This window comes from Psychrobacillus syltrankelensis, assembly GCF_055454035.1.
Genome location: NZ_CM144227.1, coordinates 3,316,574 through 3,342,958, shown reverse-complemented (window position 1 = coordinate 3,342,958; position 26,385 = coordinate 3,316,574). Strand labels below are relative to the sequence as shown.

General features: G+C 39.5%; 20 protein-coding genes, 2 rRNA genes and 1 riboswitch. All 22 genes read right to left on the bottom strand.

What is annotated here, in order from left to right:
- Positions 1-11 precede the first annotated feature (11 nt).
- Entirely contained in the window at positions 12-2,240 is a 2,229-nt protein-coding gene (pcrA, locus tag ACTSKG_RS16330) for a DNA helicase PcrA (protein ID WP_464755602.1), read from the bottom strand.
- A 66-nt stretch (positions 2,241-2,306) separates the two neighbouring features.
- Positions 2,307-2,987, bottom strand: a complete 681-nt coding sequence (gene pcrB, locus ACTSKG_RS16325; protein WP_464755601.1) for a heptaprenylglyceryl phosphate synthase — start codon at positions 2,985-2,987, stop codon at positions 2,307-2,309.
- A gap of 825 nt (positions 2,988-3,812) precedes the next feature.
- On the bottom strand, positions 3,813-4,133 hold the full coding sequence (locus ACTSKG_RS16320) for a YerC/YecD family TrpR-related protein (protein WP_151701173.1): 321 nt from the start codon (positions 4,131-4,133) through the stop codon (positions 3,813-3,815).
- A gap of 34 nt (positions 4,134-4,167) precedes the next feature.
- Complete coding sequence (locus tag ACTSKG_RS16315) at positions 4,168-5,220, bottom strand: DUF3048 domain-containing protein (protein ID WP_464755600.1); 1,053 nt, start codon at positions 5,218-5,220, stop codon at positions 4,168-4,170.
- Between the two features lie 10 nt (positions 5,221-5,230).
- Positions 5,231-6,961, bottom strand: a complete 1,731-nt coding sequence (locus ACTSKG_RS16310) for an adenine deaminase C-terminal domain-containing protein (RefSeq protein WP_464755599.1) — start codon at positions 6,959-6,961, stop codon at positions 5,231-5,233.
- A gap of 115 nt (positions 6,962-7,076) precedes the next feature.
- A complete protein-coding gene (locus tag ACTSKG_RS16305) occupies positions 7,077-7,604 on the bottom strand; it encodes a DUF6886 family protein (protein WP_464755598.1) in 528 nt (175 codons plus the stop codon).
- A 107-nt stretch (positions 7,605-7,711) separates the two neighbouring features.
- Positions 7,712-8,971 (bottom strand): phosphoribosylamine--glycine ligase, encoded by a 1,260-nt coding sequence (gene purD, locus ACTSKG_RS16300; protein WP_464755597.1) that lies wholly within the window; start codon positions 8,969-8,971, stop codon positions 7,712-7,714.
- Positions 8,972-8,986: 15 nt separating this feature from the next.
- Positions 8,987-10,522 carry a bifunctional phosphoribosylaminoimidazolecarboxamide formyltransferase/IMP cyclohydrolase gene (gene purH / locus ACTSKG_RS16295; RefSeq protein ID WP_464755596.1) on the bottom strand — a complete coding sequence of 512 codons (1,536 nt, stop codon included), beginning with the start codon at positions 10,520-10,522 and terminating at the stop codon, positions 8,987-8,989.
- 908 nt (positions 10,523-11,430) lie between these two features.
- On the bottom strand, positions 11,431-12,003 hold the full coding sequence (gene purN, locus ACTSKG_RS16290) for a phosphoribosylglycinamide formyltransferase (RefSeq protein WP_464755595.1): 573 nt from the start codon (positions 12,001-12,003) through the stop codon (positions 11,431-11,433).
- Positions 12,003-13,058, bottom strand: a complete 1,056-nt coding sequence (purM, locus tag ACTSKG_RS16285; RefSeq protein WP_464755594.1) for a phosphoribosylformylglycinamidine cyclo-ligase — start codon at positions 13,056-13,058, stop codon at positions 12,003-12,005. The genes purN and purM overlap by 1 nt, the downstream gene beginning before the upstream one ends.
- Positions 13,059-13,069: 11 nt before the next feature.
- On the bottom strand, positions 13,070-14,491 hold the full coding sequence (gene purF, locus ACTSKG_RS16280) for an amidophosphoribosyltransferase (protein ID WP_464755593.1): 1,422 nt from the start codon (positions 14,489-14,491) through the stop codon (positions 13,070-13,072).
- Positions 14,467-16,698 carry a phosphoribosylformylglycinamidine synthase subunit PurL gene (gene purL / locus ACTSKG_RS16275; RefSeq protein WP_464755592.1) on the bottom strand — a complete coding sequence of 744 codons (2,232 nt, stop codon included), beginning with the start codon at positions 16,696-16,698 and terminating at the stop codon, positions 14,467-14,469. Before purL ends, purF begins: the two co-directional genes overlap by 25 nt.
- Positions 16,682-17,368, bottom strand: coding sequence for a phosphoribosylformylglycinamidine synthase subunit PurQ (purQ, locus tag ACTSKG_RS16270; RefSeq protein WP_464755591.1), 687 nt, complete (start codon positions 17,366-17,368; stop codon positions 16,682-16,684). The genes purL and purQ overlap by 17 nt, the downstream gene beginning before the upstream one ends.
- Positions 17,365-17,619: a phosphoribosylformylglycinamidine synthase subunit PurS gene (gene purS / locus ACTSKG_RS16265; protein ID WP_464755590.1), complete on the bottom strand. Its 255-nt coding sequence runs from the start codon at positions 17,617-17,619 to the stop codon at positions 17,365-17,367. The genes purQ and purS overlap by 4 nt, the downstream gene beginning before the upstream one ends.
- A complete protein-coding gene (gene purC / locus ACTSKG_RS16260) occupies positions 17,616-18,332 on the bottom strand; it encodes a phosphoribosylaminoimidazolesuccinocarboxamide synthase (protein ID WP_464755589.1) in 717 nt (238 codons plus the stop codon). Before purC ends, purS begins: the two co-directional genes overlap by 4 nt.
- Positions 18,333-18,418: 86 nt before the next feature.
- Positions 18,419-19,714 (bottom strand): adenylosuccinate lyase, encoded by a 1,296-nt coding sequence (gene purB, locus ACTSKG_RS16255; protein WP_464755588.1) that lies wholly within the window; start codon positions 19,712-19,714, stop codon positions 18,419-18,421.
- Positions 19,715-19,729: 15 nt separating this feature from the next.
- Complete coding sequence (purK, locus tag ACTSKG_RS16250; RefSeq protein WP_464755587.1) at positions 19,730-20,851, bottom strand: 5-(carboxyamino)imidazole ribonucleotide synthase; 1,122 nt, start codon at positions 20,849-20,851, stop codon at positions 19,730-19,732.
- The gene (gene purE / locus ACTSKG_RS16245) at positions 20,848-21,336 is read right to left on the bottom strand and encodes a 5-(carboxyamino)imidazole ribonucleotide mutase (RefSeq protein WP_464755586.1); all 489 of its coding nucleotides are present in this window, start codon (positions 21,334-21,336) and stop codon (positions 20,848-20,850) included. The genes purK and purE overlap by 4 nt, the downstream gene beginning before the upstream one ends.
- A 180-nt stretch (positions 21,337-21,516) precedes the next feature.
- Positions 21,517-21,617: riboswitch (purine riboswitch) on the bottom strand.
- Between the two features lie 95 nt (positions 21,618-21,712).
- Complete coding sequence (locus ACTSKG_RS16240; protein WP_464755585.1) at positions 21,713-21,904, bottom strand: NETI motif-containing protein; 192 nt, start codon at positions 21,902-21,904, stop codon at positions 21,713-21,715.
- On the bottom strand, positions 21,901-22,476 hold the full coding sequence (locus tag ACTSKG_RS16235; protein WP_464755584.1) for a DUF2179 domain-containing protein: 576 nt from the start codon (positions 22,474-22,476) through the stop codon (positions 21,901-21,903). The genes ACTSKG_RS16240 and ACTSKG_RS16235 overlap by 4 nt, the downstream gene beginning before the upstream one ends.
- A gap of 602 nt (positions 22,477-23,078) precedes the next feature.
- A 5S ribosomal RNA gene (rrf, locus tag ACTSKG_RS16230) occupies positions 23,079-23,194 on the bottom strand.
- Between the two features lie 185 nt (positions 23,195-23,379).
- A 23S ribosomal RNA gene (locus tag ACTSKG_RS16225) occupies positions 23,380-26,307 on the bottom strand.
- Positions 26,308-26,385 lie beyond the last annotated feature (78 nt).

Sequence of the window (26,385 nt, the reverse complement as noted above, 5' to 3'; positions counted from 1 at the left end):
CACCAAATGAATTATCCTTTTTCTATCGGTGCAAATTTAGCAAGCAATCGTTTAATGCCTGTTGGACTTGGAAACGCTATATCGAGTTCCGTATTTTCACCTTCACCTCGAACACTAACAACCATTCCAACTCCCCATTTTTTATGAACTGCCTTGTCCCCCACTTGCCAGCCCATTTTCTCTCCTCCGGACTCTTTATACGCAGGACGAGTAACTACTGCTTTTCTAGTTTGTGGAACTTCACTAGATTTAGAAATTGAACCTCTAGTACTTTCATTCATTCCCCCCACTGCTTCTAAAATCTCATCAGAAATTTCTCCGATAAAACGAGAAGGGCTATTAAAACTACCACGTCCAAAAATAGTTCGAGATTGTGCACATGTGATAAATAATCTTTCTTCCGCGCGTGTTATTCCTACATATGCTAGTCGACGTTCTTCTTCCATCTCATCGTCATCCCCAATAGAACGGGAATGAGGAAAAATATTTTCTTCCATTCCTATTATAAAAACAACGGGAAATTCAAGGCCTTTTGCAGCATGCATTGTCATTAAGATGATATTCCCTTGAGACGTATCTTCCTCTTCGTCCAACTTATCAATATCAGAAATGAGCGCTAAATCTGTTAAAAATGCAACAAGTGATTTATCATCGCTTTTTTCTTCAAATGCTTTCGTTACAGACAAGAACTCTTCAATATTTTCTAGTCGACTTTCGGCTTCAATTGTTTTCTCATTTTTTAACATCATACGATAACCCGTTTTATCAAGAATTTGTTCGACTATTTCTGTTACTGACAAAAATTCTTGCATTTGAGTAAAATTTTGAATTAGCCCTTGAAATTGCACGACGGAATTTACTGCACGTGCCGGTAATCCCATGAAGTCTACTTCATTTAAAGCATCCAGAATAGAACGATCTTGTTCTAGCGCATACATTGCTATGCGTTCGAAAGAAGTAGCTCCAATATTTCGTTTCGGTTCATTAATAATTCTTGCAAGTGATAAGTCATCATCGTTATTGGCTATTAATCGAAGATATGCTAGTAAGTCTTTAATTTCTTTACGATCATAGAACTTAGTTCCACCAACAATCGTATAGGCCATATTCGATTTAACAAGTACTTCCTCCATTACACGAGATTGAGCGTTAGTCCGATACAAAATAGCAAAATCATCTAAGGTGCGATTCTCTTGTTCTAACATCTCTTGGATAGACTGTACAACAAATTGTGCTTCCTGTTGCTCATTAAAAGCACGGTACATCCGAATTTTTTCGCCTTCTTGATTGTCGGTTCTCAATACTTTTGGGTATCTACTTGTATTATTACCAATGACGTCATTTGCAGCTTGTAGGATTCTTTGAGACGATCGATAATTCTGCTCTAACATTATTACAGTTGCGTTCGGATAATCCTTTTCAAACGAGAGAATATTTTGAATGTCCGCACCTCGCCAGCGATAAATGGATTGATCGGAGTCACCAACAACACAAATATTCTTGAATTTTTGTGCAAGCATTTGTACTAATTCGTATTGTGCTTTATTTGTATCCTGATACTCATCCACATGAATGTATTGGAATTTATTTTGATAAAACTCTAATACTTCGGGAACTCGTTTAAAAAGGGTTAAAGTTGTCATGATTAAATCGTCAAAATCAAGAGATTGGTTCTTTCTTAAACGCTTTTCATAACCTTTATAAACTTCTGCAACCGTTTTTTCAAATGGATTAAACTCATTCATTTGTGCTTTAAACGTATCTGCATCTATACATATATTCTTGGCACTGCTAATCGCATTTAACATTGAACGAGGATCATATTTTTTCGAATCAATGTTTTGTTCTTTTAAGATACTTTTAATAACCGATAACTGATCTGTCGTATCTAAGATAGAGAAGCTTTTTGAATAGCCTATTCGATCGATATCTCTTCTTAAAATACGAACACACATCGAGTGAAAAGTGGATACCCACATATTTTCACCTGATCCAGCACCTAAAATATTATTGATTCTTTCGCGCATTTCTCGTGCTGCTTTATTTGTAAACGTTATGGCAAGTATTTTGGAAGGATATACTTCTTTTTCTACTATTAAGTAAGCAATTCGGTGCGTTAATACACGTGTTTTCCCCGAACCTGCTCCAGCCATAATGAGTAAAGGGCCTTCCGTTGTTCTAACTGCTTTTTCTTGTTCCTTATTCATACCATTTAAAAGGTTTTTCGCTATAAGCTCCATAATACACTTCCTTAAGAGAACGTTTGTTCTCGTTATTATACCGCTTCATATCTAATTACTCAAATACTACTTAACACCATTTACTGTTTTCAGTGCCTCTTCTAAGTTTTCATACACTTGGTTTCCTACGATAATTGTGTCTGCATAAGTAGCCATTTCTCGTGCTTGGTCTTCAGTCTGAATACCTCCACCGTAAAATAATTTCGTATTTACGAGTTTAGATTTCACTTTTTTAACAACATCAATATCACCATACGTTCCGCTATATTCCATATAAAAAACAGGAAACTTAAACATATGCTCTACCATTTGCGCATAAGCAATTACATCATCATTTGTTTCTGGTTGTTTAGCATTTGTAAGCTTAGCCGCCTTGCAATCGGGATTTAAAATACAATAACCTTCAGGAATAATTTCATCCCAGTTCATCACTTCACCGAATTCCCTTGTCGCGGCATGATGTAAATCTTTTACCCATTTTGTATCCGTGCTATTTAAAACACTTGGAATAAAATAAAAATCAAATCCGGGCGTAATTGACTCAATTGTCGAAACCTCCAGTGCTACAGGTACAGCATAGCGCCTAATACGCATTAATAAATCAATAACGTTATCCAGTGTTACATTGTCTGATCCACCAATAATGATTGCATCGGTTCCGGATTCGCAAATCTTTTCTAAAGCATTAGCATCGATTTCCTTCGCTGGATCCAATTTAAATATATGTCGCCATTCTTTATAGTCCATTTTTTTCACCTACAAATCGTTAGTTAAGCATTCCTCATTATAACAAAAAAACTGAACAGAGGCTTCTGTTCAGCTAAGACTTATTAGTAAAACTTCATATTTTCAATAAACCAATTTATTCCACAAAATATAAGAAAAGCGCAAGCATACTTCAAGTGCATCTTGTCTTCACTGTTTCCAGAGTACTTTGGACGAAACATTGCCTACATCATTACCGTTAGAGCTATCGATCGTGAAGTGACTGCGTCGCTTCACGATCCATTTTTTTCGGTAATCTTGCGGCGGATGTTTGTCCGTCGCCCTCTTGGAATTTGTGAGGACATGATGCGTTTGGTTTGGATAATGAGGGATAAGATACTTACCTACTCTTTTAAAAGCTTCCGAAGATACCATTTCGGAAGCTCTTCACCTCTTTATCGGTAGAAACTACCTATTTTTCTCTGGTTCCGCTTGCCATATGGATAAGCAAAAGAAAGTACCAGATCATTAATTGGACGAAGTAGATTCTTTTCTTATTTGCATGTTGATTGGAGCGGAAGGCGGCGACTCCTAGGGGATTAGCAAGCAAATCAAGACCCTGGACGGAGCGTTCAAATGTTCAAAGGCTACGAGCGCCACATCGTGTGGCAACGCCTTTGTGACCAACGTCGTGTTGGCCCGAAGCGGCTTGATGCTTGCCCCCTGGAAAGCGTCCGCCTGCAGCGGGAAATCAACCAGGAAACATGGTGCGTAAGTTTTGGATAATGAAGGATAAGCTCCTGCCCTACTTTTTTATAGTAGATCATCACCCAATTGTGGATGAGACAAGGATCCGAGTTTATCAACTTATCCTCTAGGGTTTTGGAAAGGTTGTTCATCTGGATATAAGCGACCAAGCATTTCATCGTACGTATCATTTCCATAGTCAAAACAGCGTCTAACTCGTGAAATAGTTGCAGTACTTGCACCGGTTTCTTTCTTAATCGTTTCATATGTTTTTTTCAATCTCAATAAATGAGCAACTTCGAAGCGTTGAGCAAGAGATTGAATTTCGCTTATTGTGCATAAGTCATCGAAAAAACGATAACATTCTTCCATATTTTTAAGTTCTAAAACAGCTTTAAATAATTGGTCTGTTTGATGTCCTTTTATTTTTTCCACTTGCATATGCTTGTCATTCCCCTCTTTTTTGTTGTTCTTTTTATGGTAAAAACTTTACCATACTTTCAATCCCAGGATGTGTGGGTACAATACTTATCCACGATTTTCCTTTTACAAGCTTTGCAGGAACCCCATTTTCCATTGGAACTAGAATACCTTCAACATTTTCCCATTGGATTTCTTTCATTATTCCAGCTTGAAATAAATAGGCTTTTCCACCAGCAGTTAAAGTTAGTTCTTGTCTACCAGCATTATCTATCGTTTTATGTGGTATCTCCATAAAAATAACATTTGAAAGTTTGACAAGTTCTCCTGACTCTTTATCAGTCGTCAGGACTCCTGCTGTTTTTCTTTCATATAATCCTTCTTCTGGTAAATACGTATATTGATTTTCAAAGCTTGTACCTGACCCATAACGAATACTTATACTAGATGCAGGATTACCTATTTTTACATCTTCTACAGAATCATAATAAGAAAATGTGGGCATTTTATTTATTTCCATCGAAGCTCCAATTTTTTCTGCACCAACAAAAACATTTTCTTTGGAAATGTAGGAGTTATGCGGTGCCTTTCGCTCCTTTGACCTTTTAAACAGGGTACCATCATACTGCATCCCATTAATATTATCTACAACTCTCGCATCTAACATTTTTTTAGCATCTGGGCTATAACCATGCGCAATGTAAAATGCATCCAAGCCTTTAGCAATCTTAACAAAATAGTCACGTGCGCTTCTCACTGGCCCAATCGTTTCGGGAATCTCACTTTGAAAGAGTGCAAGAAACCTAGTAACATTTCCTTCAGCCAACATTTCATATACTATATCCGCTTGTGCAATACCTGACTGAGGACGAGCAAGCGGATGATTATTCATTGTAACAAGAATTGGTCTTTGTTTCATTTCTACTTCTGAGCCAATCCCCGTAAAAGGAGCGAAATAAGGAAGACCTTGCTCTTCCTTTGATACTTCCTCAACATTTTCTGGTTCAACTACTTGTTCTTTTGTTTCTTCCTGTACTTCTTCTTTTTTAGTACAAGCAGCTAATAATAGAATGCTTATTACAAATATAAAACCCCTTTTTTTGAACACATAAATCCCCCTACCTCATGAGTGCTGGAATTAGTACTTGTTTTTTCATCACATCAAATATTCCTCTTTGTGTAATTCGAACATAAGGTAAATGAGTTGACTGCAAGAATAATAATGTATAAATAGCATCCCCATGCTTAAAACCTCTTGCTGCCAACTCTTTCTTTAATATCAATTCTTCTTCTATTAACTCTTCCATTGGCTTGTCGGAAAGTCCACCGCCTATAGGAAGATTGATAGAACAAATGACTTGATCATCCTCTACTAAAACAATTCCACCTTGCATCTTCTTCATTTCTTCGAAAGCTTTTAACATACTTTTTTTATTCTTTCCAATTAGTATAATATCACCAGTATTAGAATAAGAGGATGCGAAACCTTTCACAGATGTAGCAAAACCTTTAATGAGTGTTGTAACTTTCCACTTACCATTTCGGTCAATTAACATAAGGAAGCTTTCATCATGATTTGATGAAAGTTCATTATCTGTTGTATTAACAGATATAGAATATGGTTTCGTAATGACATCGTTTACCATGGAGATACCAAATGGCATAGAGAATTGAAAGTCATCATCTGTTAGTTCAAAATCTAGATCTAGTGAGGGCATATCTGACCAATCGACTGGAGCTAATGATTGCACTTTTTCACCGTTACGTTTTAACCATTCGCCTTTAGATAAAACGCTTACGGGAACAGGGTTATACTCATCTTCTAAAAAGTTTAAAGTGGCAAATCTCCCAGTAGCAATTACCCCATGTAAGTTAGATAGATTATAATATTTTGCAACATTGAACGATGCCATTAAATAAGAATCGATTGGGTTTACTCCAGCATCTAATGCAACTTGAATACACTTATCCATTACACCGTCTATGTGAAACGAAGGGGTAGCTCCGTCAGTAGTCATCATCAAATGATCAAAAATATGAAGATCCTTTTCTAATATGCCTTTTAAGAGAACTGGTAAATCTGGGCGAATGGACGAATGACGTAGAGTCACAGCATAACCATGAAGAATACGTCTTTCCACTTCCTCAATTGTCATGGATTCGTGATCACCGTCCGCTCCGAGTAGCCGCATTCGAGCGAGCGTGCGCTCTGATGCTCCTGGAAAATGACCTTCTATTTTCATGCCATGTGATTTTGCTTGCTGCATCCAGTAAAGCATTTGATCATCACCCGATAGCAATCTCGGCCAACCAGTTAACTCTCCACCCATAATAACATCCGGTCGTTCAATCCATTCGCCAATTGTTTTAGAGGTGAATAACTCTTCTTCATTTTCTAGTTCGGTTTGGGAATCAAAACGAGCCCACCAATAAAATGCAAAGGGCAGTTTCTTTAATTGATCCATAATTGAAAACGCTTTCTTATTTTCAAGTGATAAAAATAACACTAAGTTATCTGCGATAAAGGTCGTAGTTCCACGTTGTGCAGCGTAATCAGCAAACGATTGTGGGTTATAGAGCTGAAATGGATGGACATGAGGTTCCATATAACCAGGAACAATTTTTTGTCCGCTTGCATCATATACTTCCGTTTTTTCAGAATCAAGCGGCATTTCCATTCCAGTATATACAATACGATCTTTTACAATCCAAATATTACCGGTAATCCATTTTTTTAAATGACTATGTAAATAAGTTGCATTTTTTATAAGAATATCTGGTGACTTTATTCCACTTACAACTTCTATTTGATGTCTAATATCTTCTATTTTCCAGATTGGATATTGCATACCTTCCATTCTCCTTCCTTAAAGGTTGCTCGTAAAAATAAATATAGCATATCACTTTAGTAAAGCAAAGTGTTCTTTGTTATTTTTTTGAAGATTCAGTAGCAGATTAATAAAATTATAGTAGTTTTTTGGGCTGAGCAAATCCCATTCTACATATGGACCAATTAAGTGTCGTTGTCTGAATTTCTTCACAAATATCCCACAGATTATCTACAATTCTAATTTCAACATTTCTAGTGAAATGTTCATTAAATAAATCGATTATTTCAAACCTTTCAATTGGTACTTGGAACGTTTTGCTAATGTAATATCCAGCAACTTCATCTAATAGTTCAAACTGTTTAGTATCAAATTCATATAAGTAAAGCTTTGTATTTTTCATCTTCTCAAACCATTTATTTTCAATTACTATTACATGGGTACTGCTAGTAGAAGAAATATATCTTCTCACATCATTTTTAGATGTATTCTCGCCTATGTGATAGGTAACTCTAGGACAGTTTCTTGGTGTCAAAAAGTTTGGCAAACATTTATCGTTAATTGCCCACACAAGTCCGGTACTTTGGTCTAAATCCGTCCGAGTCGGAATCCTTGGTACAAAAAATTCGATGTTATTTTCCTCACTCACATGAAATAATCTCATTTTCGATCTCCTATAACTCAATATTAAGTGTGTAACAAAGGAATGAGAAGCAAAACCGTTATTGGTTTTGCTTCTCATTTTATCATTAATTATAAAACGAACAGTAATTATGAAAATGTTCGCCAGCCAATGTCTTGACGGAAAAACAAACCATCCCAAGTTAATTTGGCTAAACCATCGTATACTTTTTGTTGTGCTTCTTTTAATGTTGATTCACTTGCTGCTACTAAAATAACGCGACCACCATTTGCTATAAATCCATCTGCTCCAGCTTTAGTACCTGCGTGGAAGACTTGAAGACCTGATTCTTCTAAAGCAGAAAGATTCGGAAGCTCTGCACCTTTTTGTACATCACTTGGATAACCACCAGATGCAATGACAACACCTAATATCGCTTCATCCGACCATTTTAAGTCGAATGGCTTTTCATTCATTAACGCTGTCATAAATTCACCGAAATCACTCGTCATCCGTGGAAGAACAACTTGTGTTTCAGGATCACCAAAACGAGCATTAAATTCAATAACTTTTGGTCCTTCATTCGTTATAATAAGGCCTGCATATAAAATACCAGTGAAAGGTGTACCTTCTTGCTCCATTGCTTTCACAGTTGGTACAACAACCGTTTCATACGCTAATTCCACTACAACGTTTGAAATCTGAGGAACTGGTGAATAAGCGCCCATTCCACCTGTGTTTGGCCCCTTATCTCCGTCATATGCACGTTTATGATCTTGTGAAATCACCATTGGATAAATTTGTCCATTATGAACAAATGACATATATGAAATTTCTTCTCCAACTAGAAACTCCTCAATTACTACACTTGACGAAGATTCACCAAATAATTGATTGCCAATCATGTCTTCTACAGCAGTTTTCGCTTCTTCTACTGTCATGGCAACTACTACACCTTTGCCAGCAGCTAGACCGTCAGCCTTAACAACAATTGGAGCACCAAGCTTTTCAATATATGCTTTTGCCTTATCCACTTCAGTAAATGTTTCATAAGTGGCGGTTGGGATACTGTGCTTTTTCATAAGCTCTTTAGCAAATGTTTTACTTCCTTCTAACTGTGCTGCTGCCTTGTTAGGTCCAAAAATACGAAGATCATGCTTAGTGAAGTGATCCACTATACCAGCCACAAGTGGTTGCTCTGGTCCAACAAAAGTTAGATCTATTTTGTTTTCTAATGCAAACTGTGCAAGCCCTTCAAAATCCATTACATCGATTGGGATAATCTGTGCATCATTTGCCATTCCATCGTTACCAGGTGCTACATAGACATTTTCAACAGAAGGAGAGTTTTTAAATTGCTTTGCGATCGCATGCTCGCGACCACCGCTTCCAATTACAAGAATATTCATATTGTAATGCCTCCCTTAATGTTTGAAATGACGAATTCCAGTGAAGACCATTGCAATTCCATATTCATTTGCTTTATCGATAGAATCTTGGTCTTTTATAGACCCACCTGTTTGAATAATAGCAGTTATACCCGCCTTAGCAGCTATTTCTACTGTATCATTCATTGGGAAAAATGCATCCGAGGCTAGCCCTGCTCCTATTGCACGCTCTCCAGCTTGTTCGAGTGCAATTTTTGCTGATCCAACACGGTTCATTTGTCCAGCACCAACACCAATTGTCATATCTTCAGTTGCAACAACGATTGCATTTGATTTCACATGTTTCACTACATTCCATCCAAGTTCTAATGCTTTCCACTCTTCTGGTGTTGGTTCACGATCAGTAACGACTTTCACATCTGCGTCTTTTAATCCGAATGTATCAGGAGATTGAACTAATAATCCACCCTCTACAGAAACAGTGTTCCAGGCATCTTTTTTTGTTTGCTTATAAGAAATAGTTAACAATCGGATGTTTTTCTTCGCAGTCAACATAGCAATCGCTTCTTCTGAGAACGAAGGAGCGATAACAATTTCTAAGAAAATACCTGCTAAAACCTTCGCTGTTGCAGCATCTACTTCGCGGTTTAATGCAACAATTCCACCGAAAATAGAAGTAGAATCTGCTTCATAGGCTTTATTAAAAGCAGCAGAAATTGTTTCGCCTGTTCCAACTCCACATGGATTCATATGTTTTACTGCAACTGCTGCAGGTAGTTGGAACTCTTTCACGATTTGAATTGCTGCATTTGCATCTTGAATATTATTATAAGAAAGTTCTTTACCGTGCAATTGAGTTGCCGAAGCAATTGAGAAATCGGAGCCAAGTGGACGTTTGTAGAATGCTGCTTTTTGATGTGGGTTTTCACCATAACGTAATGATTGTTTACGTTCATATGTAAGAGTCAGTAGCTCAGGAAATTCTTCACCAGTTAAATCTGTCATATAACTAGCGATTAATGCATCGTATGCTGCAGTGTGACGGAAAACCTTAGCGGCTAACTTACGGCGTGTTTCAAGTGTAGTTTTGCCAGTTTCTTTTAGCTGTTCTAGTACTTCTGGATAATCTTCGGCATCTGTTACGACTGTCACGAATTGATGATTTTTTGCAGCAGATCGTAACATAGAAGGACCACCGATATCGATGTTTTCGATTGCATCTTCAAATTCAACATCTGGTTTTGAAATTGTTTCACGGAAAGGATATAAGTTGACACACACTACTTGAATCGGTGTAATACTATGTTCTTCTAATTGCGCTTGATGGGAAGGATCATCATGTTTTGCCAATAACCCTCCATGAATCATTGGATTTAATGTTTTTACGCGACCATCCAAAATTTCCGGGAAATTTGTTACTGCGTCTACGGATGTAATTGCTACTCCATTTTGCTCTAAAAATGCTTTCGTTCCACCAGTTGATAATATTTCATACCCCAAAAGTTCTAGCTCTTTTGCAAATTCAAGAATTCCTGATTTATCTGAAACACTTATTAACGCACGTTTTGACACAATATTTCCTCCTTTTATTAAGAAAAGCGCCCTTTAAGTATACATTGTCTTCACCAATTCACGAGTACTTTGGACCAAACCTTTGCTACACTATTACCGATGACTTTTATGGAGGATCTGGAAGTGACTGCGTCACTTCCAGATCCTCTTTTTCCGGTAATCTTGTGGCAAAGGTTTGTCCGTCGACTTCTTGGATTGCGTGGAGACAAGATGCATTTGTTTTGGATTATTAGGGATAAAATCCTTCCCTACTCTTTTAAAAGCATCCTAAGATACAATTTCGGATGCCCTTCGCTTCTTCATTGGTAGATACTACCTATTTTTCTCTATTTCCGCTTGCAATATTGATAAACAAAGATAAGTACCAGTTCATTATTTATATCAAGCATATTACCTTTATTATTTGCACTGTTGATTGGAGCGGAAAGCGGCGACTCCTAGGGGATTAGCAAGCAAATCAAGACCCTGGACTGAGCATTCAATTGTTCAAAGGCTAAGAGCGCCACATCGTGTGGCAACGCCTTTGTGACCACCGTCGTGTTCGCCCGAAGCGGCTTGATGCTTGCCCCCTGGAAAGCATCTGCCTTCAGCGGAATACAACCACAATCACAGCGTGGTATGATCACTAAGTTTACTTAACTAATTCTATCCTCTTAGCGATAGGCTGAGCAAAATCTTCTTGTTGGTACTACTCACTAATGGATTGTAGTGAAGGGTGGCGACTCCTGCGGGATGAGTGAGACAGATGAGACATCACAAACGGCGCGAATGCGGCGGTGATGGCTCATCGCTCACCCCGCGGAAAGCGTCCACCTAAAACGGAAATCCACGGTATTATTTTATTCTTTAAAGTACTATGAACACTGGGTTCACAAGATAATAATCCATATGCTTTCTTTTAAGAAATACTATCGGTTCCATAGATCTTGTAAAGTCTTTGTATATAATGCATGTTCTACTGCATGAATTCGTTCTTCAGTTTTCTCTCTATCCCCGTCCACAACTTCAACTGTCTGCTGAGCTAAAATAGGACCCGTATCCATGCCAGCATCAACATAGTGAACCGTTACCCCCGTTATCTTTACTCCACTATCCATTGCTTGTCCAATTGCATCTTTTCCAGGAAATGCAGGAAGTAAAGATGGGTGGATATTAATAATTCGATTGGGATATGCTTCGAGTAGTACTTTTCCGATTAGTCGCATATATCCTGCAAGGACAATCCATTCCACTTCAAGCTCTGACAGTTTTTGCAATATTTCCTGTTCATATGCTTCCTTTGAGGAAAAGCTGGAGGGCTTAATCTCAAGTGTTTCAATTCCTACCTTACTTGCACGTTCTACAACAAATGCACCTGGTTTATCTGTTACAACTAACATAATTTGACCGGCCAATTCACCAACTTTAACTGCATCGTGAATGGCTTGAAAGTTACTTCCACTTCCAGATGCAAATACGGCGAATTTAGATTTTCTTCCCATTACACTAAGCTCCCGTCATGCGTTCCGTTGAATAAAACACCTTCACCTTTCACAACACGACCGATTGTAAATGCTTTTTCCCCATGGGCCTCCGCAATTGCAATTGCTTTGCTCGCTTCTTCTGCAGATAAAGCTAGTACAAATCCAATGCCCATATTAAAAACATTATATAAATCGCGGTCAGTTAACTCGCCTTTTTCTTTTAATAAATTGAAAATTGGAAGTACTTCCCATGAACCTAAGTCGATTTCTACAGCTAAGCCTTCTGGCATCATACGTGGTAGATTTTCATAAAAGCCTCCACCAGTTACGTGTGCCATTCCGTGAATAGCAAGTTCGTTATGCATTTCTATTACTGGCTTTGCATAAATTTTGGTAGGTGTAAGTAGTGCTTTCCCTATTGCCCCAAGCTCTTCATAACCTTCGACCACTGTTTCCGTAGAATATTGGTTCTCTTCAAACACGATTTTACGCACTAAAGAAAAACCATTCGAATGAACTCCGCTAGAAGCAATACCTACTAATACGTCACCTTCGGCAATTTTCCCACCAGTTACGATTTTCGATTTTTCACATGCACCAACAGCAAATCCTGCAAGATCATACTCATCTTCCTCATATAACCCTGGCATTTCCGCTGTTTCTCCACCGATTAGAGCTGCGCCGGACTGGACACATCCATCCGCAACACCTTTTACAATTTGTTCAATACGTGCTGGAACTGCTTTTCCTACCGCAACGTAATCGAGGAAAAATAATGGCTCTGCTCCTTGCGCAACAATGTCATTCACACACATTGCTACACAGTCCACACCGATTGTATCGTGTGAATCTGTCATAAATGCAAGCTTTAGCTTCGTTCCCACACCATCTGTCCCAGAAATTAGTACTGGTTCCTTGTAATTCAATGAAGACAAATCAAACATTCCACCAAAACCACCGAAAGTACCCATGATTCCTTTTCTAGCTGTACGTTCGACATGTGATTTCATTCTTTCGACTGCTTCATACCCTGCTTCAATATTAACGCCAGCTTTTTCATACGCTTTTGACATGTTGAATCCTCCTATCGAACAAGCTCTTTTTCATGTGGTAACTTTGTATTTGGGGAAATAGGTGTTGGATATTCACCTGTAAAACAAGCTAAACAATGCCCACAATTTTTGCCTTCATCCGTTCGACCAATTGCTTGTACCATACCTTCAACCGACAAAAATGAAAGGGAATCTGCTCCTATCAATTCACGCATTTCTTCCACACTATTGTTAGATGCGATCAATTCCTCATCTGTACTAATATCAATTCCATAAAAACACGGATTTTTAAGTGGAGGTGAGCTTATGACTACATGTACTTCTTTGGCTCCTGCCTCTTTTAACATTTTCACAATACGCTTTGAAGTTGTTCCTCGTACGATTGAATCATCAACCATCACAACTCGTTTTCCATTTACCACTTGTCGAACAGGTGATAGCTTCATTTTTACACCACGTTCACGTAAATCTTGCGAAGGTTGTATAAACGTACGCCCAACATAGCGATTCTTAATAAGACCTAATTCATAAGGAATACCTGTTGCTTCCGAAAAACCGATTGCAGCGGAAATACTAGAATCTGGTACTCCCGTTACAACATCTGCCTCCAATTGAATCTCTTGTGCAAGTTGTATTCCAAGTCGTTTTCTTGCGCTATGAATATTAATACCGTCAATATCAGAATCTGGACGGGAGAAATACACATATTCCATTGTGCAAATTGCACGTTCTGCTGGTTCTGAGAAACGCTCCGACCTCAAACCATGATCATTAATAATAAGTAGTTCCCCTGGTTCAACCGAACGAATAACTTCCGCTCCGATTAAATCGAACGCACTTGTTTCTGATGCTACAACCCATGCATCCCCTAGTTTTCCTATAGAAAGTGGACGCATGCCGTGCGGATCTTGAGCTACCATCATTTCGTCTTCCGTTAAAATGATAAATGCGAATGCACCATCTAGTAATTTCAGCGCCTGTTTCGCACGTTCCTCTAAAGAAGTATGATGACTCTTTTTCAATAAATGTGCCAAAACTTCCGTGTCAGAAGTTGTTTGAAAAATACTGCCTTGTTGTTCTAAACTACGTTTCAATCTATTGGCATTTACAATATTGCCGTTATGTGCAATTGCAAGACTGCCAGTAGTCGAATTAAATAGGAGGGGTTGGACATTTTCAATACCAGAACCACCTGCAGTAGCATACCGAACATGTGCAATTGCAGCTTTACCTTCTAATTTTTCAAGCTTTCCATTACTGAAAACATCATTAACTAGTCCTTCTCCTTTAACAGCTCGTAAAAATTCTCCGTCTGTTACAACAATTCCAGCGCCTTCTTGCCCTCTATGTTGAAGTGCATGTAAACCATAATAGCTAATTGGTGCAGGATCTGGGTGACCCCAAATTCCAAATACACCACATTCCTCATTTAAGCCTCTGAGTTCAGCAAGCATGGGATTGCTCCTTTCCAAGCGGAACGGAATTCGTCAACAGAACCGTTAATCCATTCAGTTCCGTCTTCGTTAGATATGATGATTTGATTAGAATCAGTGACCACACCAATTTGAACTGCATCTTGTACGATTCCTTCAAATTTAGCAGCATCTTCAGGTTTTACAGTTACTAAAAAACGTGACTGTGACTCACTAAATAATGCGGTCGTTGCAGAACCAGTTATTGTCACTTTTACTCCAAGACCAGTTGCACCAAAGGCTTTTTCAGCTAATGCTACTGCCAGTCCGCCTTCTGAAATGTCATGTGCCGATTGTATAAATCCAGCTTTAATAGCGGAAAGAAGTTCTTTTTGACGAGTTGCTTCTACTTCTAGATCAATGGATGGTGCTTTGCCAAAAATGCGTTTTTCTACTAATTTCTGAAGCTCAGATCCACCAAATTCCGTTTTAGTTTCACCAATCAAATAAATAATATCTCCAGCTTGTTTCACTGATTGTGTTGTTACATGGGATAAATCTTCAACAAGACCAACCAACCCGATAGTCGGTGTTGGGTAAACTGCTGTTCCACTACGTTCGTTATACAACGAAACATTCCCACCGATTACTGGTGATTCTAATGCAATACAAGCTTCAGAAATACCATCAGCCGACTTTTCCAACTGCCAGAAGATTTCAGGATTTTCTGGATTACCGAAGTTCAAGCAATCAGTTATCGCAAGTGGTTTTGCACCAGAGCATACAACATTACGTGCTGCTTCAGCCACTGCAATTTTTCCACCTACAACTGGATCTAAGTAGATATATCTTGAGTTACAATCTGTTGTCATCGCTAATCCTTTATTTGTACCGCGTACACGAACTACGGCAGCATCTGAACCAGGTGTTACTACTGTACTAGTACGTACTTGATAGTCATATTGATCATAAACCCATTCTTTTGAAGCGATTGTTGGTTGTTGAAGTAGGTTTAATAAAGTTTCTTTATAATCTGAAATTACTGGCTCTACGTTTTCCATTGATTGGAATTCATAATAATAAGCAGGAACTGAGGATGGCTTATTATATACTGGCGCTTCTTCTGCAAGTGCATCCGCTGGAACATTGGCTACTACCTCACCGTTATGAATCAAACGCAGCATTTTATCGCTAGTAACTTTACCAACTGCTACACAATCTAATCCATATTTATCAAAAATCTTAACAATTTCATCCTCGCGACCTTTTTTTACAACAATCAACATACGTTCTTGAGATTCTGAAAGCATCATCTCATATGCAGTCATGCCAGTTTCACGTTGAGGTACAAAGTCTAAGTTCATCTCTACTCCGTACCCAGCTTTTGAAGCCATTTCAGCAGATGATGAGGTTAAACCTGCAGCACCCATGTCTTGTATACCGATTAAAGCATCTGATTTGATTACTTCTAAACAAGCTTCTAACAAAAGCTTCTCCATGAATGGGTCTCCAACTTGCACAGCTGGACGTTTTTCTTCTGAAGCTTCAGTTAATTCTTCTGATGCGAATGTCGCTCCATGGATACCGTCACGACCAGTTTTTGCCCCAGCATACATCACTGTATTGCCTTCACCAGCAGCAATCCCTTTTTGAATATCCTCATGGTTTATTAAACCTACGCACATTGCGTTAACTAGAGGGTTACCTTCATAACATTCATCAAACTGAATTTCTCCTCCAACAGTTGGAATTCCAATACAGTTACCGTAACCTGCAATACCAGCTACAACTTCTTCAAACAAATATTTTACTCTTGGTGTTTTTAATTCACCAAAACGTAGAGAATTTAACATTGCGATTGGACGAGCACCCATAGAGAATACATCTCGGATTATCCCTCCAACACCAGTAGCTGCACCTTGATAAGGCTCAATTGCAGATGGGTGATTATGCGATTCCATTTTGAAAACTACTGCTTGACCATCACCAATATCAACAATACCAGCACCTTCACCTGGTCCTTGTAATACTTGTGGACCTTTTGTTGGGAACTTACGAAGAACTGGTTTAGAATTTTTATAAGAGCAATGTTCCGACCACATAACGGAAAATAAACCGGTCTCTGTGTAGTTTGGTAGACGACCTAAAATCTTCTCTACCATTTCAAATTCTTCGTCTGACATCCCCATTTGGGCATATAGTTTTTGTTCTTTAATTTGCGTTGGATTTGGTTCAAGCATGACTGACATGAGTTTCCCTCCACTGTTTCACAATTGATTTGAATAAAGCTAGACCATCCGAACCACCCATAATTTCATTTGCTGCTCTTTCTGGGTGAGGCATCATTCCAAGGACATTTCCTCTTTCATTCACAATTCCTGCGATATCTTCCAAACTACCATTTGGGTTTTCAGAAGCATATGTGAAAACGATTTGGTTGTTTTCTTTTAATATAGCAAGCGTCTCTTCGTCACAATAATAGTTTCCTTCACCATGAGCGATTGGGATTTGTATTACTTCATCTTTTTTATAAGCAGAAGTAAATTGCGTTTCATTATTTACCACTTTTAAATCCACAGTTCGACACATGAATTTAAGATTTTTATTACGAAGTAACGCTCCTGGAAGAAGTCCTGCTTCCGTTAAAACTTGGAATCCATTACAGATACCTAGTACAGGCTTGCCAGCTTCCGCAGCTTTCACAACTTCTGACATAACATTAGAGAAGCGAGAAATAGCACCACAACGTAAGTAGTCACCGTATGAAAAGCCACCTGGTAATAAAATCCCGTCGAATCCACTTAAATCCTTCTCATCATGCCAAACGTATTCTACTTCTTCCCCAAGTTCGTCTTTAATCGCGTGATACATATCTAAGTCACAGTTCGATCCTGGAAAAACGATTACCGCGAACTTCATTTGCTTACAGCCTCCTCAACATCGTATCGATAGTCTTCGATTACTGTATTTGTAAGAAGCTTTTCACACATTTCTCTCACAATAGCATCTAAATCACGATCACTCTCTTCGATTTGAAGCTCTAAATACTTCCCAATGCGTACATCTTTCACTTCATTGTAATTCATAGAATGAAGAGCACCCATTACTGCAGAACCTTGTGGATCTAAAACACTTTCACGTAATGTTACATACACTTTAACTTTTTTCATTTTGATAATCCTCCTAGTCGGGAAAGTATTATTTCATAAACTTCTGTTAAGCTTCCTAAATTACGTCTAAAGACATCTTTATCTAGTTTATTGTTCGTTTTGTCATCCCAAAGTCTACAAGTATCGGGAGATATCTCATCTGCAAGTAAAATTTCACCTTCTGCAGTTTTACCAAATTCCAGTTTAAAATCTATTAAAGTAACGCCAATCTCTTTAAAGATTGGTAGAAGTACGTGATTGATTTCCAGTGCTTTTGCTTTGATCGTCTCTACTTCATCGGGTGTCGCAAGTGCAAGCAGTTCAATATGTGCATCTGTTAGTAAAGGGTCACCTAGAGCATCGTCTTTGTAATAGAATTCTACGATTGTATGTTTTAAAGGAATTCCTTCCTCCATACCTAATCTCTTTGCTAAACTTCCAGCTGCTACATTTCGAACGACTACTTCTAATGGAATAATCTCTACTTTTCTTACAAGTTGTTCATTCTCTGAAATTTGCTCCACAAAGTGAGATTCAATTCCTCGCTTTTCCAACTCTTTAAATAGAATAGTTGTGATTTTATTATTTAAAATCCCCTTGCCTTCTATTTCTTCTTTTTTCTCACCGTTAAAAGCGGTAGCACTATTTTTATAAGAAACAAACAGGATGTTTTCATCATCTGTTTCGAATAATTGTTTTGCTTTACCTTCGTATAATAGACGACCTTTTTCCACTGTAAATCCCTCCGATGAAGTGAAGCTTTATCAGCAGGGGAATACTTCCCCTACCGATTGCTATTTGAACCAAGTGTGCTTTTAGATTAATTAAGTCCTAAACGATTAAAAATTAAATCTACATGCTGGATATGATAGTTGTAATCAAAGCAATCATCTAACTCTTCTTTTGTTAATAAAGAAGTAATTTTTTCATCCGCATCAACAAATGTACGGAAAGCGGTTTGAGATTCCCATGCTTGCATAGCTAATGGTTGAACAGTGTCATATGCTGTTTCACGTGCTAGTCCTTTATCAATAAGTGCAAGTAGCACGCGTTGAGAATAGATTAATCCTAAAGTAGAATCCATATTACGCTTCATATTTTCAGGGAACACCGTTAAGTTTTTCACAATATTGCTGAAACGGTTCAGCATATAGTTAAGTGCAATGGTTGCATCAGGTAAAATAACGCGTTCTGCTGAAGAATGAGAGATATCTCTCTCATGCCATAATGCAACGTTTTCATAAGCAGTCATCATATAGCCACGTATTAATCTCGCCATACCAACCATATTTTCAGAACCGATTGGATTACGTTTATGCGGCATCGCAGAAGATCCTTTTTGACCTTTTGAGAAGAACTCTTCTACTTCGCGAGTCTCTGATTTTTGCAAGCCACGAATTTCTGTTGCAAATTTTTCAATAGAAGTTGCGACTAGTGCTAATACGCTTAAGTATTGTGCGTGACGATCACGTTGCAATGTTTGGGTGGAAATTGGAGATGCTGCTAAACCTAACTTTTCACAAACATATTGTTCTACAAATGGATCGATGTTTGCATACGTTCCTACTGCACCTGACATTTTTCCAGTTTCGATCACTTTAGCAGCAGCCTCAAAACGTTCTAAGTTACGTCTCATCTCTTCTGTCCAAAGAGCTAGTTTAAGTCCAAAAGTTGTTGGCTCTGCATGCACTCCATGTGTGCGCCCCATCATAACTGTGTATTTATGTTCCTTCGCTTTATTCTCCAGAATTTCTATAAAGTTAAGGATATCCTTACGTAAAATAACATTAGCTTGTTTAATTAAATAAGAAAGAGCTGTATCTACAACGTCAGTAGATGTTAAACCGTAATGAACCCATTTACGTTCTTCTCCTAGTGTTTCAGAAACTGCCCGAGTAAACGCTACTACATCATGTCTCGTTTCTTGTTCAATTTCTAAAATACGGTCTACATTGAATGATGCGTTTTTACGAAGTGTTACAACATCTTCTTTTGGGATATCGCCAATTTCAGCCCATGCCTCACAAGCTAATATCTCTACTTCTAACCATGCTTTGTATTTGTTTTCTTCTGTCCAAATTGCTCCCATTTCAGGGCGTGTATAACGTTCAATCATGTAAGTTCCTCCTGATTATGACCAAATTTTTGTTTGTTCTATTTCTGTTAACGTCTGTTCCACGTTTTCCGAAAGAATTGTAACATGTCCCATTTTACGGTTTGTTTTCGCTTCATTCTTTCCATACAAATGTACAGACCAATTAGGATATTTACTTATTGAGTTGATCAATGGAACGACATGCTGTCCCAATATATTCACCATCACCGATTCTGTCCAAAGCTTCGGTTTTCTAAGCGGCCATCCACAAACTGCTCTAATATGCTGTTGGAACTGTGAAATATTACAAGCTTCAATCGAATAATGACCAGAATTATGTGGTCTAGGTGCTAATTCATTTATTAATATTTCATTATCCCCTAAAACGAACATTTCTACCGCAAGTGTACCAACAAGATTTAGGTGATTTGCAATTGTTTTAGCAGCTTCAATTGCTTTAGTTTCTAGAGATGCTTCAATACGTGCTGGGACGATTGTTTCATGCAAAATATGATTAACATGAATATTTTCCGCAATTGGTAAGCAATAGGTTTGCCCATCACCATTTCGTTGAACAATAACTGATATTTCTTTTGTAAATGAAACAAATGCTTCTGCAATACATGCAGAATGTGCAAAAAGCGGTTTTGCATAATGAAGTTCACTCTTCGTATGAACAATTTGTTGTCCTTTTCCGTCATAACCACCTCTTGCTGTTTTAACGACACAAGGAAAACCAACCTCATTTATACGTTGTTCAAGGTCTTCAAAAGTACTTGCTTCGACAAATTTTGCAATTGGTACACCAGAAGCTTGGATTTCTTTTTTTTCAAGTATACGATCTTGCGTAATTTTTACTAATTCTGCACCTTGGGGAACATATGCAATTTGAGATAATCTTTTCAAACCGGAATAATCAATATTTTCGAATTCATATGTAATGACATCACTTACCTCTGCAAGTTCTTCCAGTGCAGCTTCGTCATTATATGGCGCCACAATGCGAATATCCGCAACCTGGCCACAAGGTGAATCAATCGTTGGCTCTAAAACCGCTATTTTGAACCCAGCTTCTTTTGCAGCTATCGCCATCATTCGTCCAAGTTGACCCCCACCAATAATACCGATTGTTTGCCCAGGATAAATTACTTTAGTCATTGGAGTTCACCATTACTTTCTAATACCTTGTTTTTCGTATCTTCTCGTCTTTTTTCTAAAAGCTCTACTATACTTACATCAGTGATAGATAGAATTTGTGCTGCCAGTAAGCCTGCGTTAGTTGCTCCTGCTTTCCCTATCGCAACTGTTGCAACAGGTACTCCTCCTGGCATTTGTACGATAGATAACAAAGAATCTAGTCCATTAAGTGCTTTAGACTGAACGGGAACGCCAATTACAGGTAGAGTGGTTTTTGCCGCAACCATACCTGGCAAGTGTGCAGCACCTCCAGCTCCAGCAATTATTACTTGTATTCCACGAGCCCTCGCTTGATCCGCATATTGGAACATTAAGTCCGGTGTACGATGTGCAGAAACTACTTGTTTTTCATATGGGATTTTAAGATCATCAAGAATCTCACAACTATACTTCATCGTTTCCCAATCGCTAGAACTACCCATAATTACACCAATTTTTGCGTTCATTATACTCGTCCCTTCTATTCATTCGTTTTTCGTTCAGATATTAATTTGATTGCACAATAAAATTAAAAAAATTCCTCAAATAAACTACTCTCTTCGCATGAAAAGCAGTCTACTCAAGGAACAAAATGGCGGAATTTACGTAAATACAATAAAAACATATTTACGCCTTCCTAGCTATGTCCATAAGTTGCTTTCCCGCATAGTCCTGTCATTTACGGTGACATGGTAGAGACGCTAAAGCCAATTCTTTAGCATATATGGGGATATTATTGTTCGTTTCTATTTATATTTTAACAAGAGTCAGGAGTCACGTCAATGATTAAAAGCGAACAATTACTTTTAACTCAATTAGAATGTTCGGTTTTTAGTTGAATTATTATTCGTTATTCTCTTTTATACCTTTTAACATGATGATTTGTTTAATTGGCACGGGTTGTCCATTCACTTCAGCAAAGAGCGGCTCTTCTTTTCGACCTGCTATTTGAAAACCTTGACTATCCATTCTTTTCATACATTCTGTAATCGTTTCATTTTCTTCAACCTCAAACCAAACTGTCTCTTTTTTCATGAAAATAATTTTCCTTTCTTAACACTCTTCACCCAAAAACCACCATGAATCGATTTAGGTTCATATGCAATGATAAACACTTTTGGATCAATTTCTTTTAACTTTGTATATAATTTTAATTCATATTTTCTTGGTGTTAGTATTTGCAACGCAACTCTATCGCCATCTAACCCATGGGCTAACCAATCCGTCACACCATAACCTTCATTTCTTAATACTGTCGGTAAATTGGTATCAGCGCTTGTAGTAATAACATTGACCATAATATAACCAAGCGCCATTTTCTCTTCTATTTTCATACCAATTATAACCCCAGTTCCATATCCCAAGGCATAAGCAATTAAGTTTTGAATCTCATTTAGGTTATCCAATACAAGACCAAGACCCACTATGTAAATAATAACTTCCACTACACTTATCATTGCTGCAATATATCGAAATCCCTTTAATGTAAGTATCATGCGTAATGTAAAGAAAGTAACGTATACAATATTTATAGAAAAAATGATTAAAACCATCATAATTGCTGAAGAATCCACGAAATCCACCCCTTTTAGCCATATGTTTGTCATTTATTATCGCATAGTGCAAAATATAATCAACCTTTTAAAATAATCTTATTAAGTTGAATAATTTAATAATTCAACTTGAGCATAAAATACGAATAATATTAAAGTTAAATGTATGAATATGTTTAAATCAGCATGATTTGCGCTATAGGCGGACGCTTTCCGCGGGGTGAGCGATAAGCCATTACCGCCGCATTCGCGTCGTTTGTAATGGCTCATCTGTCTCACTCATCCCGCTGGAGTCGCCGCCTGTCGCTCCAATCAAAAAATTAAGTATTGTGTTTTAATAATTAAATACTATTTTATGAAATTATGTTCTCGAGGAATTGAATAGATAGAGCCAGATTGGGGAAATTTCCTTTAAATTATTATCCATATTCAGTTATTAAACGGCTCTTTGAGACCAATTCGCCAGGATTCAAGACCAGTTCATGCAAAGCCGAAACCGATTACAAAAGTACCTCCTTGTGAGATAGGCCAATTAATCAATAAGGTTTGCCACTTCACAATAGATTACTTTTGTCGTTACTTGGATTAAATCTGTTAATATTATTTTTCACATAAAAAAAGTCGTTACCGATTACTCGGTAACGACTTTTCATTGTGCCTAGCGACGTCCTACTCTCACAGGGGGAAACCCCCAACTACCATCGGCGCTGAAGAGCTTAACTTCCGTGTTCGGTATGGGAACGGGTGTGACCTCTTCGCCATCATCACTAGACTTTACGGCTTTCAATACACATCGTACTTCTTCGTCAACTTCTTTCGTTCGGTCAGTCACGTACTTGAGTACGCTCCTTTCCTCTCTCAATCGTTTCCTCGAATTACTCGTGTCTTGAAACCCTCTTACTAGAGCGCTTGTTCACTCAAAACTGGATAAAAGACATTGATGAATACAAATTCTATTTGGTTAAGTCCTCGATCGATTAGTATTCGTCAGCTGCACGTGTCGCCACGCTTCCACCCCGAACCTATCTACCTCATCGTCTTTGAGGGATCTTACTTACTTGCGTAATGGGAAATCTCATCTTGAGGGGGGCTTCGTGCTTAGATGCTTTCAGCACTTATCCCGTCCACACATAGCTACCCAGCGATGCTCTTGGCAGAACAACTGGTACACCAGCGGTGTGTCCATCCCGGTCCTCTCGTACTAAGGACAGCTCCTCTCAAATTTCCTACGCCCACGACGGATAGGGACCGAACTGTCTCACGACGTTCTGAACCCAGCTCGCGTACCGCTTTAATGGGCGAACAGCCCAACCCTTGGGACCGACTACAGCCCCAGGATGCGATGAGCCGACATCGAGGTGCCAAACCTCCCCGTCGATGTGGACTCTTGGGGGAGATAAGCCTGTTATCCCCGGGGTAGCTTTTATCCGTTGAGCGATGGCCCTTCCATGCGGAACCACCGGATCACTAAGCCCGTCTTTCGACCCTGCTCGACTTGTAGGTCTCGCAGTCAAGCTCCCTTCTGCCTTTACACTCTTCGAATGATTTCCAACCATTCTGAGGGAACCTTTGGGCGCCTCCGTTACACTTTAGGAGGCGACCGCCCCAGTCAAACTACCCGCCTGACACTGTCTCCTACCCGGGTTACGGGTATGGGTTAGAATTTCAATACAACCAGGGCAGTATCCCACCGACGCCTCCTCCGAAGCTGGCGCTCCGGGCTCTAAGGCTCCTGCCTATCCTGTACAAGTTGCACCAAAATTCAATATCAAGCTATAGTAAAGCTCCACGGGGTCTTTCCGTCCTGTCGCGGGTAACCTGCATCTTCACAGGTACTATAATTTCACCGAGTCTCTCGTTGAGACAGTGCCCAGATCGTTACGCCTTTCGTGCGGGTCGGAACTTACCCGACAAGGAATTTCGCTACCTTAGGACCGTTATAGTTACGGCCGCCGTTTACTGGGGCTTCAATTCGCACCTTCGCTTGCGCTAAGCACTCCTCTTAACCTTCCAGCACCGGGCAGGCGTCAGCCCCTATACTTCACCTTACGGTTTTGCAGAGACCTGTGTTTTTGCTAAACAGTCGCCTGGGCCTATTCACTGCGGCTCTTCTAGGCTATACACCCAAAAGAGCACCCCTTCTCCCGAAGTTACGGGGTCATTTTGCCGAGTTCCTTAACGAGAGTTCTCTCGCTCACCTTAGGATTCTCTCCTCGACTACCTGTGTCGGTTTGCGGTACGGGCACCTATCACCTCGCTAGAGGCTTTTCTTGGCAGTGTGAAATCAGGAACTTCGGACTAAGTCCTCGCCATCACAGCTCAATGTTACAGAGTGCGGATTTGCCTACACTCACACCTTACTGCTTGGACGTGCATAACCAACAGCACGCTTACCCTATCCTTCTGCGTCCCCCCATTACTCAAACGGTGGTTTGGTGGTACAGGAATATCAACCTGTTGTCCATCGTCTACGCCTATCGGCCTCGACTTAGGTCCCGACTAACCCTGAGCGGACGAGCCTTCCTCAGGAAACCTTAGTCATACGGTGGATGGGATTCTCACCCATCTTTCGCTACTCATACCGGCATTCTCACTTCTAAGCGCTCCACCAGTCCTTCCGGTCTGACTTCAACGCCCTTAGAACGCTCTCCTACCACTGATACCATAGGTATCAATCCACAGCTTCGGTGATTTGTTTAGCCCCGATACATTTTCGGCGCAGCGTCACTCGACCAGTGAGCTATTACGCACTCTTTAAATGATGGCTGCTTCTAAGCCAACATCCTGGTTGTCTAAGCAACGCCACATCCTTTTCCACTTAACAAATACTTTGGGACCTTAGCTGGTGGTCTGGGCTGTTTCCCTCTTGACTACGGATCTTATCACTCGCAGTCTGACTCCCAAACATAAATCATTGGCATTCGGAGTTTGTCTGAATTCGGTAACCCGGGATGGGCCCCTAGTCCAAACAGTGCTCTACCTCCAAGATTCTAACGTTTGAGGCTAGCCCTAAAGCTATTTCGGAGAGAACCAGCTATCTCCAGGTTCGATTGGAATTTCTCCGCTACCCACACCTCATCCCCGCACTTTTCAACGTGCGTGGGTTCGGACCTCCAGTAAGTGTTACCTTACCTTCATCCTGGACATGGGTAGATCACCTGGTTTCGGGTCTACGACCACATACTCATTCGCCCTATTCAGACTCGCTTTCGCTGCGGCTCCGTCTTCTCAACTTAACCTTGCATGTAATCGTAACTCGCCGGTTCATTCTACAAAAGGCACGCCATCACCCATTAACGGGCTCTGACTACTTGTAGGCACACGGTTTCAGGATCTATTTCACTCCCCTTCCGGGGTGCTTTTCACCTTTCCCTCACGGTACTGGTTCACTATCGGTCACTAGGTAGTATTTAGCCTTGGGAGATGGTCCTCCCAGATTCCGACGGAATTTCACGTGTTCCGCCGTACTCAGGATACACTCAAGAGAGAATGAACTTTTGACTACGGGGCTTTTACCCTATCCTGCGGACCTTTCCAGATCGCTTCGTCTAGCTCATTCCTTTGTAACTCTATATAGAGTGTCCTACAACCCCAAGAGGCAAGCCTCTTGGTTTGGGCTCTTCCCGTTTCGCTCGCCGCTACTCAGGGAATCGATTTTTCTTTCTCTTCCTCCAGGTACTTAGATGTTTCAGTTCCCTGGGTTTGCCACAGATGCGCTATGTATTCACGCAAATGTACTGCTCCATTACGAACAGTGGGTTTCCCCATTCGGAAATCTCCGGATCAAAGCTCACTTACAGCTCCCCGAAGCATATCGGTGTTAGTGCCGTCCTTCTTCGGCTCCTAGTGCCAAGGCATTCACCGTGCGCCCTTATTAACTTAACCATTCGGCTTCCAATCCACTGCTTGTGTCTTGAAATCCTCAAAAATAGTAGTTAAAAGTACTACACAAAAAATAATCAC

Excerpts from the sequence above, each read along its gene's own strand:
- pcrB (WP_464755601.1), bottom strand. The coding sequence starts at position 2,987 with ATGGACTATAAAGAATGGCGACATATATTTAAATTGGATCCAGCGAAG.
- purF (WP_464755593.1), bottom strand. The coding sequence starts at position 14,491 with ATGCTTGCTGAACTCAGAGGCTTAAATGAGGAATGTGGTGTATTTGGA.
- ACTSKG_RS16305 (WP_464755598.1), bottom strand. The coding sequence starts at position 7,604 with ATGAGATTATTTCATGTGAGTGAGGAAAATAACATCGAATTTTTTGTA.
- ACTSKG_RS16310 (WP_464755599.1), bottom strand. The coding sequence starts at position 6,961 with ATGCAATATCCAATCTGGAAAATAGAAGATATTAGACATCAAATAGAA.
- purM (WP_464755594.1), bottom strand. The coding sequence starts at position 13,058 with ATGTCAAAAGCGTATGAAAAAGCTGGCGTTAATATTGAAGCAGGGTAT.
- purN (WP_464755595.1), bottom strand. The coding sequence starts at position 12,003 with ATGGGAAGAAAATCTAAATTCGCCGTATTTGCATCTGGAAGTGGAAGT.
- pcrA (WP_464755602.1), bottom strand. The coding sequence starts at position 2,240 with ATGGAGCTTATAGCGAAAAACCTTTTAAATGGTATGAATAAGGAACAA.
- purL (WP_464755592.1), bottom strand. The coding sequence starts at position 16,698 with ATGTCAGTCATGCTTGAACCAAATCCAACGCAAATTAAAGAACAAAAA.
- purB (WP_464755588.1), bottom strand. The coding sequence starts at position 19,714 with ATGATTGAACGTTATACACGCCCTGAAATGGGAGCAATTTGGACAGAA.
- purE (WP_464755586.1), bottom strand. The coding sequence starts at position 21,336 with ATGAACGCAAAAATTGGTGTAATTATGGGTAGTTCTAGCGATTGGGAA.
- purK (WP_464755587.1), bottom strand. The coding sequence starts at position 20,851 with ATGACTAAAGTAATTTATCCTGGGCAAACAATCGGTATTATTGGTGGG.
- purD (WP_464755597.1), bottom strand. The coding sequence starts at position 8,971 with ATGAATATTCTTGTAATTGGAAGCGGTGGTCGCGAGCATGCGATCGCA.
- purQ (WP_464755591.1), bottom strand. The coding sequence starts at position 17,368 with ATGAAGTTCGCGGTAATCGTTTTTCCAGGATCGAACTGTGACTTAGAT.
- ACTSKG_RS16320 (WP_151701173.1), bottom strand. The coding sequence starts at position 4,133 with ATGCAAGTGGAAAAAATAAAAGGACATCAAACAGACCAATTATTTAAA.
- purS (WP_464755590.1), bottom strand. The coding sequence starts at position 17,619 with ATGAAAAAAGTTAAAGTGTATGTAACATTACGTGAAAGTGTTTTAGAT.
- ACTSKG_RS16240 (WP_464755585.1), bottom strand. The coding sequence starts at position 21,904 with ATGAAAAAAGAGACAGTTTGGTTTGAGGTTGAAGAAAATGAAACGATT.
- ACTSKG_RS16235 (WP_464755584.1), bottom strand. The coding sequence starts at position 22,476 with ATGACAAACATATGGCTAAAAGGGGTGGATTTCGTGGATTCTTCAGCA.